This is a genomic window from Hymenobacter defluvii (assembly GCF_017589435.1).
Lineage (GTDB): Bacteria > Bacteroidota > Bacteroidia > Cytophagales > Hymenobacteraceae > Hymenobacter > Hymenobacter profundi.
Genome location: NZ_JAGETX010000001.1, coordinates 202312 through 217507, shown reverse-complemented (window position 1 = coordinate 217507; position 15196 = coordinate 202312). Strand labels below are relative to the sequence as shown.

The window sequence follows — 15196 nt, the reverse complement described above, 5'->3', positions numbered from 1 at the left end:
CCAGTGTCGGAAGGCACTGGGGTTTCGTGTTTCTGAGTAGGAGAAGTTGTTACTCGCCGCTGGGTACGGGTAGCGCCGTGCCAGGAGCTACGGGTGTACCAAAATCGGGCATGCCGTCGCTCTTCCAAGCGAAGGGCTGCATGCGGGGAGTGCGGGAGTTGCTGCACCCCTGGCCTGTCATTGGATTGGCGTGGTAAATCAGCCAGTCCTGGGTGCCGTCTTTCGACTTGAAGAAGCCGTTGTGGCCGGGGCCGTAGGCCTGGTTAGCGGGATTTTTGGTAAAGACCGGGGTAGCCGTTTTAGTCCAGGAATCGGGTTTGAGCGGGTCGGCGGTGCTGGAGGCCGTGAGTAGGCCCAAGGCGTAATCGTCGGTGCTGCAATGGCTGGCCGAGTACACGATGAAGGTTTTGTCGCCGTGGTGCAGGGCTTCGGGACCTTCGTTTACGAAGGGGTAGCCGGTTTTTTCCCAGCCGTAGGTAGGCTGCGAAATCTCTACCCGCTCGCCGGTGAGGGCCGTGGGGCTGCTCATTTTGGCGATGTACAGGCGTTGGGTTTCGTTTTCTACCCCGCCGCCAAAGTCCTTGTGGCCCGACCACACAAAGTAGCGCTGGCCGTTTTGCTCCAGCACGGTGCCATCAATGGCCCATTTATCGTCGGAGGTGGCTACTTTGCCTATCAACGACCACGTGCCGGTGGTAGGATCAGCCGCCGGATTTTCCAGTACCCAGGTGCGGTGGCCGCCGCAGCACATCGGATCGGCGCTGAAGTACACGTACCACTTGCCATCGAAGAAGTAGATTTCCGGTGCCCAGATGTCGCGGTAGCTGCCGTTGGGCGTCCAGATCACCTTTTCCGGGGCCGAGCCTACTTCCGACATCTTCGCGGTTTTACGCAGGCGCAGGTCGCCGCCCGAAGTGCTCATGTAGTAGTAGAAACCGTCTTTCTGATACACCCACGGATCGGGGCCAGAATTGAGCAGCGGGTTTTTGAAGGTAGCAGCCCCAGTGGTAGGCGGCGTAACGGGCGGGAGGATAGGCGGCGCAGGCGCAGGGTCCGACGACGAACCGCCCCCGCAGGCCAGGACGCCCAGCAACATACCAGGCACCAGCAACCGACGAGTAAGAATAGCTGCGAACATAGAAAAGAAGATAGAAGGATGGGGTAGAAAAAAGCCGCCGCACCGTGGCAGGCGCGGCGGCTCTCTGTGTTACTATTGCCAGCCGGGATTTTGCGTTAGACCAGCCGCGTCGATATCAACTTGCGGGATGGGTAGCAGGTTGCTCTTGCCAACTACAAAGTTGTTGAAATCGGCATCGCGGGCTTTCAGCTGATCCACTGTGCTCTGGCTATTCAGCAGGTTCCAGCGCTTTAAATCAAACCAACGCAGTCCTTCGCCGGTCAGTTCGGTTACGCGCTCGTGCATGATTTGCGTGCGTAAGCTGGTCTGGTCGAAGCTGCCACTTGTGAGCGGCGCCAGGGTAGCACGGCTCCGCACGCGGTTGATTAGCGGAATGGCGTTGGCGGTCTGTCCTTGCTCGTTCAGGGCTTCGGCTTGCAACAGCAGCACATCGGCAAAGCGCATCACGCGGTGGTTGATTGGCGAGTCGAAGTTCTCGAAATTACGATAGTAGTCGGTCTGGTACTTGCGCCAGTACACGCGAGTAAGGTTGCGCCTATCGTTTTTGTCATAGCGCGTGAAGAACCCTACCCCATACACCAGCGTGTCACCATCAGCCGGTAAGGCAGTAGAGAATTGCCGTCGATTATAGAATACAGTAGCGGCCAAGCGCGGGTCGCGGGTACCAGCCGTAGTCCCTTCCTTCAGAAATTCAGTTACCACCCAGGGCCGTACCTCTCCATCTACGAAACCGCCGGCATCGGGCGCACCCCAGAACTGGGACCGTTGCCCCCCCTCCGACGAGGTAGCGTCGTCGCCGTCGTTGCCGCCTTGCTTGGCGTCGGAGAACTGCACTTCAAAAATGGATTCTGAATTGTTCTCCGTTGTGTGCCGGAAGTTGTCGGTGTAGGTATTGGTGAGTGAGTACTGATTGGAATTAATCACCTCCGCAAACTGGGCCGATGCATCGGCCCAGCGGCGGTTTTGCATGTAGGCTTTGCCCAGCAGTGTAGCCGCTGCGTTGCGGGTAGCCCGGCCAATATCTGTGCCGGTGTACGAAACATCGAGGTCGGGTTTGGCGGCTAGCAGGTCGGCGTACACCTGGTTCCATACAGCCTCTTCGGTACCCTGGGTAGGCCGGTAGTCCAGCGTGGAGGGCTCCAGCGCCAGGGGCACATTGCCATAGAGCGATACCAGATTGAAGTAGAACAAAGCGCGCAGGAAACGGGCTTCAGCAATTACCCGTGCTTTCAGCTTTGCATCCATTTCAATGGCGGGCACATTGGTAATCACTTGGTTGCAGCGCCAGATAGCACGGTAGCCATCGCGCCACAGGTTCTGCGACACCTCAAAGTTGTAGTTCACCTGCGTGAACTTGGTGAAGTCGGCCAGTTCGCCCCAGGGGCTCTGGCTGAAGCCATCGTCAGAGCGCAGATCATAAGCAAAATTGTACCAGCGGCGGTAGGTACCCAGTTGTTGCAGGCCACTATAGCAGGCATTCACGCCCTGCACGGCATCGGCACTGGTAGCCCAAAAGGAGGCTGTGGTCGGCTGGTTAGGGTTTACCTGTTCCAGCAGGTCTTTTTCGCAGGCAGTGGTTAGCAGTAAGGTGCTCGCCAGCGCGGTTATTTTAAAGAGAGGATATTTCATGACAAAGTAGAGGCGAATAGAATGAAACGACGCGCTTAGAAGCCCAGCTGGATGCCGGCCGTGTAGGAGCGCACCACGGGGTAGGTACCATCGTCGATGCCACGGGCCAGGCTGCCGCCACCCGGCGTTTCGGGGTCGTAGCCACTGTACTTGGTGATGGTGAAGACGTTCTGGCCCGTTAGGTACACGCGCACGCTACCGATGCCTTTCACCTTGTTCAATGCCGTTTGGGGCACGTTGTAGCCAATTTGCAAGTTTTTTAGGCGTAGGTAGGAGCCGTTTTCCAACCAGCGCGTGGAGTTGATGCGTGAGTTGTTGGCAGCCGAGTAGGCACCAGCACCGCCGCCGCCCGATTTCACTGCACGCGGGGTATTGGTGGGGTTTTCGAGCGTCCAGGGGTTGTAGTCTCTGCGATAGTTGCTATTGTCGTCGCCGCGGTCTACCCACCATTTTCCTACGTTGAGCACATCGTTGCCCTGCACACCCTGAAACAGCGCGGCAATATCAAAATTCGCGTAGCCCGCAGTGAGGTTTACGCCGTACTGAATTTTTGGAAATACCCGCCCTACGTGCACACGATCGAGGTCGTTGATGATACCGTCGTTGTTGATGTCGCGGTAGCGAGCATCACCGGGTGAGGCTTCTGGCTGGGCGCTGGCCGCCACTTCGTCAGCCGTCTGAAACACACCGTCGTACTGATAGAGGTAGAAGGAGCCAATTTCGTAGCCCACCTCGGTGCGGGCCGCCCCGTTCGGGCCGGCCTGATAAATCTGCCCATTACCACCTAGCTGCTCCACCCGGTTGCGAATGGTCGTCAGGTTGGCCGATGCGCCATACGTGAATGCACTGCGCGTATCGGAATAGCCCACGTTAAGTTCAAAACCGCTGTTTTCCAGACGACCGATACGCTGGTAGGGGTCGGTGCCGGCATTGCCCAGGAAAATTGGGGGCACCGGGTTTACCAACGCCTGCCGTGTCTGGGCAACGTAGTAATCAGCCGAGAGCGTCAGTCGATCCTCCAGCAAGCCCATATCCAAACCTACGTTGGTGGTCCGGCGCTCTTCCCAGCCAATGCGCAAGCTGGGTAGCTGAGTCTGAATCTTTCCGTTTACGATGGTTTGGGTAGGCCCGAATGGGTAGTTTACGTTGGTGTTGATAGCCGCCGTAGTGAGGTAGGAAGCACCGTAAGGACCATTCAACTGGTCGTTGCCGAGGGAGCCATAGCTGGCGCGCAGCTTCAGATTGCTGATGCTACTGCCGATGTTTTCGAAGAAATGCTCCTTGGAAATACGCCAGCCCGCCGAAGCGGCGTAGAAGTTACCGTATCTGTTGGCCGGGTCGAAGCGGGAAGAACCGTCGCGGCGGTAGGCACCCGTCAGCAGGTAGCGCTGGTCGTAATCGTAGGTAACCTGCCCAAAGTAAGAGCGCTTGGTGAAGGTGTATTGATTGCCTTCCACTGCCGGATTCTGCGTACCCGCTTCCAATGCCCAGTAATAGGTAGGCCCTGTACCGTAGCCATAGTTGATCCCACGCGTCAGGCTGTAGTCGGTGCGCTGCTCGGAATAGCCGGCCACGGCCGTTACGTTGTGCAGGCCAAAGCTCTTGTCAAACGTCAGCGTATTTTCTGCCAAGCCGAAGAAGCGGCTACCCTGGTTTTCGGCAAAGCTAGATGGGTTCAGCGGGTCGTTTTGCCGCCACTGCCCATACTGCCGCTTGGCCTGGTCATGAAACGCGTAGTAGTCAGTAGCCAGGTTGAGGCGGTAGCGCAGGAAATTGGTAAACGAAAACTCCCCGAAAACACTACCCTGCAAGTGATTTTGGGTATTGGTATCGTTCAGCAGGTTTTGCAGCGCAATAGGGTTGGTGCCAAAGGTGCTGGCATTGGTATTGCCGAAGCCATAGCCTCCGGGGTTGTCCTCATTATACACGGGAATCACGGGCAGCATCCGCAGCACGTCGTTGAACGGCACGCCGTTTAGGCGGGTTTGGTTGGCCCGCGTGAGTAGCAGGCTCTCCCCTACCTTCAGCTTACCTTTGGTAAAGCCCGAATTAACGCGCAGGCTGTACCGCTCGAATTTTGGCCCTTCAATGATGCCTTTCTGGTTGAAATACCCAGCCGAAATCAGGAAGTTGGAGTTAGGACCACCACCCGAAAAACCCAGGTCGTAGTTCTGCACGGAGCCGTGTTGCAGCAACTCCTTTTGCCAATCCGTATTCACGCCGTTGTCGGTAGCAGCGAAAGGCTGCCGCGCCAGGCCGGCGTTGTCGTAAGACTGATTGTTGATTTCGCGCCACCGGTCGGCTCCTACCAGGTCGTAGGTTCGGCCAATCACCTGCGGACCACCCGAGGCACTCAAGTTCACCTTCGTCTCGCCCGAGCGCCCGCGCCGGGTAGTGATGATGATAACGCCATTTGCGCCGCTGGCCCCATAGGCCGCCAGCGAGGCCGCATCCTTCAGCACCTGTACGGTTTCTACATCCTGTGGGTTGAAGTCGCGAATGTCGAACGTCCACAAGCCATCTACCACATACAATGGGCTGCTGCCGTTGTTGATGGAGCCAATACCCCGAATATTCACCGTGGGGCTCTGGCCGGGTACGCCCGAATTCGTTACTTGCACACCCGGCAAGCGCCCCTGAATGGCTTCTGTTACGGTGGCTACCGGTGCGCGGCGCACTTCTGTGCCCGTAGTAGTGGCCACGGAGCCCGTTACATCCTCGCGCTTCTGCGTGAGGTAGCCCACTACCACCACATCGTTCAGCGTCTGGGCATCGGGTGCCAACGAAATGTTAACAGAAGTACGGCCATTCACGGCTACCTCCTGGCTGGTGTAGCCCACGAAAGAAAAAACCACGGTAGCATTGTCTGGTACCGTAAGAGTATACCTACCATCAGCATCGGTTTGGGTGCCATTGCTGGTACCTTTTACAACTACGTTTACACCGGGTAGGCCCGTACCTGTTTCATCTACTACTCGGCCCGATAGGGCTACATCAGCCACTTCAACCGCATCGTGGGTTGCAGTGCGTGCTACTGGCGGCGCTGCGGCCGCCAACGTCATCGGCAAACAGCAGAGTAGCGAGGGTAGCGCTATCTGCTGTAGGTAACGTACATTCTTTTTCATGAGGGATAACTAAAAGGGAAGTGGGAATGGGAAACTTCTTGCAAACGTTTGCTTATAAATCGTCAATAAAATATTCGCAAACGTTTGCACATAAGCAGAAAAAAAAGCTTTAGAGCGCAAATCAACGTACTGATAACGGGAATTTACCAAGATACCGGGTAACCAAGCGAGTCCAAAGGATACCACCTTGCGCGAAAGAATAAATGCAATTTTAGGTGTTCAGTGCGCTAAAGTCAACATTTTACGTTAAATAATTATAATTTAAAGCATTCTATAAGTCTTTAACAGGGAAGTATCGGACTCATAAACCACTACTGACAAAAGACTTATCAACTCTTGAGAACTATTTACTGACAATCGGACAAACGTTTGCGTAAATTTTGTTCTTTTGCATTCATCCTTCTGTTCCATTTACTCTCTGTAATATGCTTTCAGCTACCGTTGAGGCCGCTTTTCGGCAACACTTTTCTGCTACTCCCCTATTGGTCCGAGCACCGGGCCGGGTCAATCTGATCGGGGAACACACCGATTACAACAACGGCTTTGTGTTGCCGGCAGCCATCGATAAGGAAATCTGCTTTGCCGTGGCGCTGAATGACCAGTTGGAAGCGCGCTTATATTCCGTAGATCAGGATGAGCACTACGTAGTGAACCTGAAGGATGTGCAGCCGGGCAAAACCCAGTGGGCCAACTACCTCAAAGGTGTGGTGGCAGGATTTCAACAGCGGGGCGTTACGGTGCCGGGCTTCGATTGTGCTTTCGGCGGCAACGTGCCCATTGGGGCTGGCTTGTCGTCGTCGGCGGCGGTGGAGTGCGGACTGGCGTTTGCGCTGAATGAGCTGCTTGCTGCCGGTTTCAGTCGGATGGAGCTGGCCCTGATTGGGCAGCAGGCCGAGCACCAGTTTGCGGGCGTGCGCTCCGGCCTCATGGACCAGTTTGCCAGCCTGTTCGGCAAAGCCGACCACGTAGTGCGCCTCGACTGCCGCTCGCTGGACTACGAGTATTTCCCGTTCGACACCGCTACCTGTCATATTGTACTGTGCAACTCCGGCGTGAAGCATTCCCTGGCCAGCTCGGAGTACAACACCCGCCGCCAGGAGTGCGAGAAGGGCGTACAGATTCTACAGCAGTACTACCCCGAAATCGAAAGCCTACGCGATGCTACCCTGGCACAACTAGAGCAGCACCGCGAGGAGCTGGGCGATGTAGTATACCGCCGCTGCACCTACGTGGTGCGGGAAAACCAACGCGTAGAAACCGCCTGCCAGCATTTGGTGCAGGGCGACCTAGCCGCATTTGGACAGGAGATGTACGCCTCACACGCCGGACTGCGCGACGATTACGAAGTGAGCTGCCGCGAGCTGGACGTGCTGGTGGAAATTGCCCGCGAAACGCCCGGCATTCTGGGCTCCCGTATGATGGGCGGCGGGTTTGGCGGCTGCACCATCAACCTGGTGCCTACGGAGCTGGTGGACAGTTTCTGCGAGCGGGCAGCGGCTGAATACCAAAGCCGCCTAGGCTTGCACTTGGAGACGTACAAAACCTCCATTGTGGCCGGGGTAGAAGCGTTGCCAACTACCATAGAATCGGAGCGGAAGCCAGATAGCCGACGCTAGCCTGTTGCCATTTTCGGCGGAGGCAGCGCTGCCTGCGTATGCTTCCTACCTCACCGGCGCCCTCATAGCGCCCGTTTTTCACCTTTCAGATTCCAGACCGCTATGGCTGAATTCAACTTTAACGACCACCCCCACCGCCGCTTCAACCCCTTGCTGGGGGAGTGGATGCTGGTTTCGCCCCAACGCTCGAAGCGGCCGTGGCAGGGCCAGCAAGAAGAGCCCGACCGGGCCGAGCGCCCCGCTTACGACCCTACCTGCTACCTCTGCCCCGGCAACGTGCGCGCCAACGGCGAGCATAACCCGCAGTACACCGGCACCTTCGTGTTCGACAACGACTTCGCCGCCCTGCAAGCAGACGTACCTGCTGGCGACCTGAACGTGGAAGGCCTGCTGCAAGCCAAGGCCGAATCGGGAGTAGGGCGCGTGATTTGCTTCTCGCCCCGCCACGACCTCACCCTACCCGAGATGAGCGTGGAGGCCATCCGTGGGGTAGTGGATGTGTGGGTGGAGCAGTTCCAAGAGCTGGGCGCCCAGCCGGACATCAACTACGTGCAGATTTTCGAGAATAAGGGCTTTATGATGGGCTGCTCGAACCCGCACCCGCACGGCCAGATCTGGGCGCAGCGCCACGTACCCGGCGACCCGGCCAAAGAAACCGTGCAGCAAGAAGCGTATTACAAGGAGCAAGGCAAGACCCTGCTGGCCGATTACCTGGCCCTAGAGCTGCGCACCAAAGAGCGGGTAGTAGTTGAAAATGACCACTTTGTGGTGCTGGTGCCCTTTTGGGCCGCCTGGCCCTACGAAACGCTGGTGCTCCCGCGCCGCGTGGTGCAGGATATCACGCAGTTATCGGACGAGGAGCGCACAGCCTTCGCCGACATCATCCGCCGCCTCACCATTCGCTACGACAACCTGTTCCAGACCTCGTTCCCGTACTCCGCCGGCCTGCACCAGCGCCCCACCGACGGCCAGGAGCACGAAAGCTGGCACCTGCACATGCACTTCTACCCGCCGCTACTACGCTCGGCCACCGTGCGCAAGTTCATGGTAGGCTACGAATTGCTGGCCGAAGCCCAGCGCGACATCACCGCCGAGTACGCCGCCCAGCGCCTCCGCGAGCTGCCGGAAGTACATTACAAGGCAGGCTTGTAAGATATAAATAACCCTGTCTGTCATCCTGAACGCAGTGAAGGACCTTACCACGCTGAACGAGTCGTTAAGTGGTCAGCTAAAAGTAACCGTATACTCAGTTCCGACTCTGGGCATGAGGTAGTCGAGCTTGTCGCGTAGGGTTTGCTCGGTGCGATAGTCGTCCGGGGTGAGCCAGTAGTGCTTGCAGCGGTGCCAGAGGATTTCGATCAGGTTCAGCTCGGGGCAGTAGGCAGGCAGGAATTGTAAGCGCAAGCCGCGCGCGGCCCACACCCCGTGGCGGGCCTGCACGCAGGCGGCGCGGTGCACCGAGGCGTTGTCGAGCACGAGCACGGTCGGACCGGACAGCGCTTGGCTGTACTCGTCCAGCGCGGCCACGAATAGGTCGGCCGTCAGCGCGCCGGGCAGCACGTAGCTGGTCAGCGGCTGGCCCGGGGCCTTGGCCTGCCACAAGCCCAGCACGGTGTGGCCCCCGCCGCCGCGCTCGGCCGGCAGCGCGACCGGCGCCTGCCCGCGCACCTGCCAGGCATAGGGCACCGGCGCCAGGCGTGAGAAGCGGCACTCGTCTACGTACACGACCCGCAGCGCGCCGGCCGCTTCCAGCGCGTGCAGGGCCTGGACCTCCTGCTGAAAAAAACCGAACAGCACCGCGTCGCGCCGCGCCTTGAGACTACGCCGGGTGCGCTTCCAGCTATAGCCCGCCCGCCGCGCCAGCCGGCGCAGCGTGCCCACGCTTACGCGCACCTGCAGGTCGGCTGCCACGCGGGGCACGAGCCGGCGTAGCTGCTGGGTGGCCGACCCGAGCCAGGCGACTATTTTTTTTGCGCCGCCGGGGCCAGTTTGGGCGGCCGTCCGGCGCGCCGGCCCTCGGCTAGCCCCGCCAGGCCGGTCCGGTGCCAGGCCTGCACCCACCCGTGTACCGTCGCGTAACGCACGGCAAACAGCGCGGCCAGTTGCGGCAACGTCTGGCCCCGGTGGTGGCCCAGCACGGCCAGCGCCCGCCGCCGCATGCGCGGGTGCGGTCCGTGCTGACTGCACGCTTCCAAACACGTCACTTCTTCCGAACTCAACTCGGTGGCAGGTCGTCGCATGCCGCAAGCTACCAATTGCGCACTATACGCTTACTTCTGTATGGCTACTTAGCAAAAGTTTGGCAATCCATACTGCCCGCATTAAAATCGTTATCGATAACTACACTCTCACCTTAAATTAGACCACCACCCAAGAAACAATTGCTGTAGCTACCGGTTCTCCCCTACATCGCCTTAAGTAAAGCGAGGCCAAACGAGGAACATCATGGAGAATATCGAAAATAAAGTAGTCGTCATCACGGGCGCTAGCAGCGGGCTGGGCGAAACTACGGCTCGCCATTTGGCCAGCAAAGGTGCCGCCGTAGTGCTAGGCGCGCGCCGCCTCGAAAACCTGGAAAAAATTGCTGCCGATATTCGCGCCGCAGGCGGAAAGGTAGAGATTCTGCAAACCGACGTAACCAAAGCCGAAGAAGTAAAAGCCTTGGTTGATAAGGCTGTAGAAGCGTTTGGTCGCCTCGACGTTATCATCAACAACGCCGGCCTGATGGCCATTGCGCCCATGAGTGCCACCAAGGTGGACGAGTGGAACAGCATGATTGACATCAACATCAAAGGCGTGCTCTACGGTATCGCGGCCGCCTTGCCCGTGTTCGAGCAGCAAAAGTCCGGGCACTTTATCAATATCTCGTCGGTGGCGGGCATCAAAGTGTTCAGCCCCGGCGGCACCGTGTACAGCGGCACCAAATACGCCGTGCGGGCCATATCCGACGGGCTGCGCCACGAAGTAGGCGGCAGCATTCGCGTCACCAGCATCGAGCCCGGCGCGGTAGAGTCGGAGCTACAGCACGGCAGCTCGCACGAGGAAAGTGCCAAGGGCGTGGTAGAGTTCTACAAACAGGCTATTCCAGCGTCGTCAGTGGCCCGGTCCATTGCGTTCGCCATCGAGCAGCCCGCCGAGGTAGATATCAACGAAATTGTGCTACGCCCCACGGTGCAGGAGTTTTAAGCACGTCGTCCATATCTGGTAGCTCAAAGCGCCTGTCAGGTTGAGCTGGCGCAGCATCTTCCGTTAGAAATATGATTTCTCACGCGAAAAAATGCTGCGCCAGCTCAGCCTGACAGGCGCTTTAATATAGTAGGTAGGCTGGCTATTTTAGCAGCTCGTGCAGCGCGGTCTGCATCGAGAACGTCCGGTTGCCCGCTTCCTGAATGATAAGTGAGCCCGGCGCATCGAGCACCGCGTCCGAAACTTGGCCTTGGGTAAAAGGTTGGCACAAAAGCTAAACGGGCTGGCCAGTTCGTGCTGAGCATCACCGGCGTGACAAGGCCCGGTCCATACATGTCAGTCATGAGGAGCATTCTCGAGCGCATTCCAGTTCGCGGGTGGCGACGCAGTCTGTTGCGTATCGCTTCGGCAACTGACCTGCTCCCATTTACTGGGCCGGTTGAAAGTGGAGCATCAGGCATTCTGAAGCTCGACAGTAGTAGCCGCAGCCACTACCTCATCGGGCGTTAAATTCTGTAGCGAGCTGTGCGGTCGGAAGCCATTGTATTCTTGGCGCCACTGCTCAATTTTATCTTGCGCATCGGTCAGCGATAGAAACCAATGCACGTTCAGGCATTCATCGCGGAAGCTGCCGTTAAACGACTCAATGTACGGATTATCGGTCGGTTTGCCCGGCCGAGAGAAGTCCAGCGTCACGTGCTGGTCGTAGGCCCAGCGGTCGAGGGCCTTGCTGATAAACTCGCTGCCATTGTCGACTTGGATGCGCTCAGGTACTACGCCTAACTGCTGCTGTAAGCGCTGCATCACGGCCACGACATCTTCGGCCTTGGTTAAAAGTTTAGTACAAAGGTTAAACGCCCTTTGCCAAATTAGAACGGACGTTGGGCAGTAAGCTGTGCTAATGCTGCTGCGTCAGCGTCACGCTCTGGTTACCCTATACCTGCTTACTACACTCATTTGGTTGGCCGTAACTTGAGCCGTTGCTGGTACTGCGCCAGCGTACGCCGTACCTCGCCGACGGAGTGTAGACCATTGAGGGAGAGATAAGGAGTTTGGTCTGGATGGTAAGGGAGGCGGCCGGCACGGCTCCGCCCGGCGCACCGAAACACCTGTGTCTGCCACTCCGAAATGCGTCCGACCAATTTCTCGCCTACTTCGTGTCTATCAACCTGCTGCACCTCGGCGTAAACCAGCGCCTTGGGAAGGTAGTATCCGCTTCGTCAGGCTTTCGCTGGGCCTCGCCTCGCTGTACTATATCGGCCTCTGAAAAGCCGAAGTGCCTGCCCCATTCGATTCCAACTCCATTCTTGCCACCGTCATCATCGGCCCCGACGGCCAGGTGGTCACCTGCCACGACGGCATGGCCGCGTACTACACCCCCGAGTTCAAGGCCGCGCTGGAGAAGCTGGTTCGGTAAGCGGCGTTGGCAGGGTGGGCGGATGAGTGCCCGAAATGAGCGGGGAGGGTCCGCCCCGAGGTTATAGCAAACTGCCTACCTTGCCGCCATGTCCGATTTTCGTCTGCGCGTATTTGCCACCGTGGCCCGGCATCTGAGCTTTACCAAGGCCGGGCAGGAGCTGTTTGTGAGCCAGCCGGCCGTCACCAAGCACATTCGTGAGCTGGAAGCCCAGTACGGCCAGCGCCTGTTGGAGCGGCGCGGCAACCGCGTGAGCCTCACCGAGGCCGGCCGCCTGCTGCACGCCCACGCCGATGCCGCCGCCGCCGCCCAGCAGCAGCTCGAAGACCAGCTCCTGGCCCTGCGTGACCCCGAAGAGGCCGCCGGCCGCCTGCGCCTGGGGGCCAGCACCACCTTGGCCCAGTACGTGCTGCCGGGGTTGCTGCCCGCCTTTCAGGCCCGCTACCCGCAGGTGCAGCTCTCGTTCCTGAACGCCAATTCCGAGCGCATTGCCGATGCCCTACTACGCGGCGAGCTGGATTTGGGCTTTGTAGAAGGCCGCACCAAAAGCCACGACCTGCACTACGAGCCGTTGCTGCCCGACGAGTTGGTGGCCGTGCGCCGCGTCGCGCCCGGTTCCCCGCTCGCCACGCCGCTGTCCTTGGCCGAGGCCCTGGCCCACCCGCTGGTGTTGCGCGAGCGGGGCTCGGGCACGCTGGAAATTCTCGAATTTGCTCTGCGGGCGCAGCACATTAAGCTCAGCAGCCTTTCCGTAGCCCTTTACCTGGACAATACGGAAGCCATCAAGCGCTACCTCGAAGCCGCGCCGGCGGCCCTGGGATTCGTGTCGCGCCGGGCCCTGGACCGCGAGCTGGCGGCTGGACTGCTCGAAATCGTGCCCATCAAAGGGCTGCACCTGGCCCGGCAGTTCGAGGCACTCTGGGTGCAGGGACAGGTGCTGGCCCGGCCGGCCCAGCGGTTTCTGAGCTTCGTGCAGGGGCAATTCAAGGGGGCCAAATAAAGGCTGGCGATGCCGGATAACCATTCGGTGTCAGCTGGCAGCGGCTGTACTTATACAGCAGGAGGTGAACCGGGTGGTTCGTCCAACGGCAGATTGGCGATGGCACAGGTCTGCCGGTGCCGTAACAACTGCTGCCACGGCCATCCGGGCGGCTCAAGACTGGCGGGAATGCAAAAATCAGCTATTCTATAAATAACTTTTGGTTATGCAGGATAACACGATTGGATAATCCTTTGCGTAGGGGTCGCCGTATATTTGCCTCAGAAACAACCCCCTCCCGCTCATGGCACTCCCGGTTCATTCCGCAACTCCGCAAGCCCCTGATTCGCCGCTCGCTCCCGCTCCGGCGCAGGAACCGGCCGCTCCTGAATTCAACGAAACCACCGGCTTCTTCCGCCACCTGCACACGCCCCGCGTGCTGTTCGGGCAGGATTTCACCCTGAAGCAGGTGGTGTTCGTGCTGTTCTTCGTGTTCTGCCTCACGCCCTGGGCCTCGCCGCCCATTGCCCTGGCCCTGGGCTTGGTGCTGGCCCAGACCATCGGCAACCCCTTCACTACCCAAACCAAAAAGGCCACGGCCAAGCTGCTGCAGTTCTCGGTTATCGGGCTGGGCTTCGGCATGAACGCCCACGCGGCGGTGCAGGCCGGCAAGGAGGGCATCCTGTTCACGGTGGTGTCCATCTTCGGCACGCTGCTGCTGGGCCTGGTGGTGGGCCGGTGGTTGGGGCTGGGCCGGCACGTGGTGCATCTGATTTCGTGCGGCACCGCCATTTGCGGCGGCTCGGCCATCGCGGCCATCGGGCCGGTGCTGCGGGCCAAGGACGAGGAGATGTCGGTGGCCCTGGGCACGGTGTTCGTGCTCAACGCGCTGGCCCTGTTTGCCTTCCCGCCCATCGGCCACGCGCTGGCCATGACTCAGAACCAGTTCGGCCTTTGGTGCGCCATTGCCATCCACGACACCAGTTCGGTGGTGGGCGCGGCGGCCGCCTACGGCAATAAAGCCCTGGAAGTAGCCACCACCGTGAAGCTGGCCCGGGCCCTGTGGATTATCCCGATTTCCATTGGCACGGCCATGATTTTCAAGCAGAAGGGCGTCAAGGTGAAAATTCCCTATTTCATCTTCGGCTTCATCGCCGCCATGCTGCTCAACACCTTCGTGCCCGCCGCCAAGCCCCTGGGCCCGGTGATGGTGAACCTGGCCAAAATCGGCCTCACGGTGACGCTGTTTTTCATCGGCGCGGGCCTGTCGGCCAAGGTGGTGCGCTCGGTGGGCATCAAGCCCTACGTGCTGGGCATCCTGCTCTGGTTGGTGATTTCGACTGGCTCGCTCTACGTGATTCTGCACACGGTATAGCGCAAAGCGCACGGAGGAAGTTGGACTACCGAAGCAGCTAGAACAACCTCATTTTCAATGCCATGCGCATCACCAAATACATTCATTCCTGTTTGCTGTTCGAACTCGACGGCCAACAGATTCTTTTCGACCCGGGCAAGTTTTCCTTCATCGAAGGCTTGGTGCACCCCGAGGTTTTCAAAGACGTATCGGTCATCATCATCACCCACAACCACCCCGACCACCTCGACGTGGCGGCGCTTCAGAAAATCGTGGCCCTGCGTCAGGTCATTATCATCTCTAACCGCGAGGTGGCAACCGAACTGAAAGCGCACGGCCTCACGGTGCAAATCCACGAGGAAGGTCGCCTAGACTTGGGCGTGTTTCAGCTGCTGGCCCTTCCGGTGCAGCACGAGGCCATTCTCGACAGCCCCTTGCCGCAAATGACCGCCTGGCTGGTGAATGGCAAGGTGCTAAATCCCGCCGACTCTTTTGCTAACAATTTGTTGCCCTTCGCGGGGGTGGAAATGCTCCTACTGCCCGTCACCGCGCCTTTTCTCACGGAGCTGGTGGTGGCCGATTTCGCCCTGAAAATGCGTCCCAGGCAAATTTTGCCCGTACACGACGGCTACCTCAAGCCCTTCTTCATCCAGCAGCGCTACGAGAACTACGGGCCGTATTTTGAGAAGCACGGCATCGTGTTTCACCGGCTGGCCGAACCGGGCGATGCCATTACCCTCCCGTAGCCTACT

13 protein-coding genes and 1 pseudogene are annotated in these 15196 nt (G+C 59.0%); 7 read left to right on the top strand and 7 right to left on the bottom strand.

All coding sequences use genetic code 11. The features are described from left to right. Positions 1 to 49: 49 nt before the first annotated feature. The 3 genes from J4D97_RS00825 to J4D97_RS00815 form a co-directional block, all read right to left on the bottom strand. On the bottom strand, positions 50 to 1138 hold the full coding sequence (locus J4D97_RS00825) for a glycoside hydrolase family 43 protein (protein WP_243900079.1): 1089 nt from the start codon (positions 1136 to 1138) through the stop codon (positions 50 to 52). Between the two features lie 72 nt (positions 1139 to 1210). Continuing rightward, on the bottom strand, positions 1211 to 2767 hold the full coding sequence (locus tag J4D97_RS00820) for a RagB/SusD family nutrient uptake outer membrane protein (RefSeq protein WP_208305963.1): 1557 nt from the start codon (positions 2765 to 2767) through the stop codon (positions 1211 to 1213). Positions 2768 to 2802: 35 nt separating this feature from the next. Further along, positions 2803 to 5892: a SusC/RagA family TonB-linked outer membrane protein gene (locus J4D97_RS00815; RefSeq protein WP_208305962.1), complete on the bottom strand. Its 3090-nt coding sequence runs from the start codon at positions 5890 to 5892 to the stop codon at positions 2803 to 2805. A 425-nt stretch (positions 5893 to 6317) separates the two neighbouring features. Here J4D97_RS00815 and galK point away from each other — a divergent pair, with 425 nt between their 5' ends. After that, positions 6318 to 7508: a galactokinase gene (gene galK / locus J4D97_RS00810; protein ID WP_208305961.1), complete on the top strand. Its 1191-nt coding sequence runs from the start codon at positions 6318 to 6320 to the stop codon at positions 7506 to 7508. A gap of 102 nt (positions 7509 to 7610) precedes the next feature. Continuing rightward, positions 7611 to 8660: a UDP-glucose--hexose-1-phosphate uridylyltransferase gene (locus tag J4D97_RS00805; RefSeq protein WP_208305960.1), complete on the top strand. Its 1050-nt coding sequence runs from the start codon at positions 7611 to 7613 to the stop codon at positions 8658 to 8660. A 72-nt stretch (positions 8661 to 8732) separates the two neighbouring features. On the opposite strand, the gene J4D97_RS00800 is transcribed toward J4D97_RS00805, so the two are convergent. Both J4D97_RS00800 and J4D97_RS00795 read right to left on the bottom strand, forming a co-directional pair. Beyond that, positions 8733 to 9569, bottom strand: a complete 837-nt coding sequence (locus J4D97_RS00800) for an IS630 family transposase (RefSeq protein ID WP_347879310.1) — start codon at positions 9567 to 9569, stop codon at positions 8733 to 8735. Further along, complete coding sequence (locus J4D97_RS00795) at positions 9470 to 9748, bottom strand: helix-turn-helix domain-containing protein (protein WP_208305954.1); 279 nt, start codon at positions 9746 to 9748, stop codon at positions 9470 to 9472. The genes J4D97_RS00800 and J4D97_RS00795 overlap by 100 nt, the downstream gene beginning before the upstream one ends. Before the next feature lie 205 nt (positions 9749 to 9953). On the opposite strand from J4D97_RS00795, the gene J4D97_RS00790 reads away from it, so the two are divergent. Further along, the gene (locus J4D97_RS00790) at positions 9954 to 10694 is read left to right on the top strand and encodes an SDR family oxidoreductase (protein WP_208305959.1); all 741 of its coding nucleotides are present in this window, start codon (positions 9954 to 9956) and stop codon (positions 10692 to 10694) included. Between the two features lie 142 nt (positions 10695 to 10836). On the opposite strand, the gene J4D97_RS23700 is transcribed toward J4D97_RS00790, so the two are convergent. Together J4D97_RS23700 and J4D97_RS00785 are read right to left on the bottom strand one after the other, a co-directional pair. Then, positions 10837 to 10965, bottom strand: a complete 129-nt coding sequence (locus J4D97_RS23700; RefSeq protein ID WP_262490745.1) for a hypothetical protein — start codon at positions 10963 to 10965, stop codon at positions 10837 to 10839. A 182-nt stretch (positions 10966 to 11147) separates the two neighbouring features. Next, a pseudogene (locus J4D97_RS00785) lies at positions 11148 to 11522 on the bottom strand (integrase core domain-containing protein); the annotation flags it as partial. Between the two features lie 448 nt (positions 11523 to 11970). On the opposite strand from J4D97_RS00785, the gene J4D97_RS00780 reads away from it, so the two are divergent. The 4 genes from J4D97_RS00780 to J4D97_RS00765 all read left to right on the top strand — a co-directional run bounded on the left by J4D97_RS00780 (position 11971) and on the right by J4D97_RS00765 (position 15190). Continuing rightward, positions 11971 to 12111: a hypothetical protein gene (locus tag J4D97_RS00780; RefSeq protein ID WP_179225616.1), complete on the top strand. Its 141-nt coding sequence runs from the start codon at positions 11971 to 11973 to the stop codon at positions 12109 to 12111. A gap of 88 nt (positions 12112 to 12199) precedes the next feature. Then, entirely contained in the window at positions 12200 to 13111 is a 912-nt protein-coding gene (locus tag J4D97_RS00775) for a LysR substrate-binding domain-containing protein (protein WP_073285409.1), read from the top strand. A 283-nt stretch (positions 13112 to 13394) separates the two neighbouring features. Further along, entirely contained in the window at positions 13395 to 14465 is a 1071-nt protein-coding gene (locus J4D97_RS00770; RefSeq protein ID WP_230687945.1) for a YeiH family protein, read from the top strand. 62 nt (positions 14466 to 14527) lie between these two features. After that, entirely contained in the window at positions 14528 to 15190 is a 663-nt protein-coding gene (locus J4D97_RS00765) for an MBL fold metallo-hydrolase (RefSeq protein WP_073285406.1), read from the top strand. The last annotated feature ends 6 nt before the right edge of the window (positions 15191 to 15196 follow it).

What these genes read in the sequence shown, in the direction of transcription:
- J4D97_RS00765 (WP_073285406.1), top strand. Translation starts at nt 14,528, where the DNA reads ATGCGCATCACCAAATACATTCATTCCTGTTTGCTGTTCGAACTCGAC.
- J4D97_RS00775 (WP_073285409.1), top strand. Translation starts at nt 12,200, where the DNA reads ATGTCCGATTTTCGTCTGCGCGTATTTGCCACCGTGGCCCGGCATCTG.
- J4D97_RS00820 (WP_208305963.1), bottom strand. Translation starts at nt 2,767, where the DNA reads ATGAAATATCCTCTCTTTAAAATAACCGCGCTGGCGAGCACCTTACTG.
- J4D97_RS00805 (WP_208305960.1), top strand. Translation starts at nt 7,611, where the DNA reads ATGGCTGAATTCAACTTTAACGACCACCCCCACCGCCGCTTCAACCCC.
- J4D97_RS00770 (WP_230687945.1), top strand. Translation starts at nt 13,395, where the DNA reads ATGGCACTCCCGGTTCATTCCGCAACTCCGCAAGCCCCTGATTCGCCG.
- J4D97_RS00795 (WP_208305954.1), bottom strand. Translation starts at nt 9,748, where the DNA reads ATGCGACGACCTGCCACCGAGTTGAGTTCGGAAGAAGTGACGTGTTTG.
- J4D97_RS00815 (WP_208305962.1), bottom strand. Translation starts at nt 5,892, where the DNA reads ATGAAAAAGAATGTACGTTACCTACAGCAGATAGCGCTACCCTCGCTA.
- J4D97_RS00825 (WP_243900079.1), bottom strand. Translation starts at nt 1,138, where the DNA reads ATGTTCGCAGCTATTCTTACTCGTCGGTTGCTGGTGCCTGGTATGTTG.
- galK (WP_208305961.1), top strand. Translation starts at nt 6,318, where the DNA reads ATGCTTTCAGCTACCGTTGAGGCCGCTTTTCGGCAACACTTTTCTGCT.
- J4D97_RS00790 (WP_208305959.1), top strand. Translation starts at nt 9,954, where the DNA reads ATGGAGAATATCGAAAATAAAGTAGTCGTCATCACGGGCGCTAGCAGC.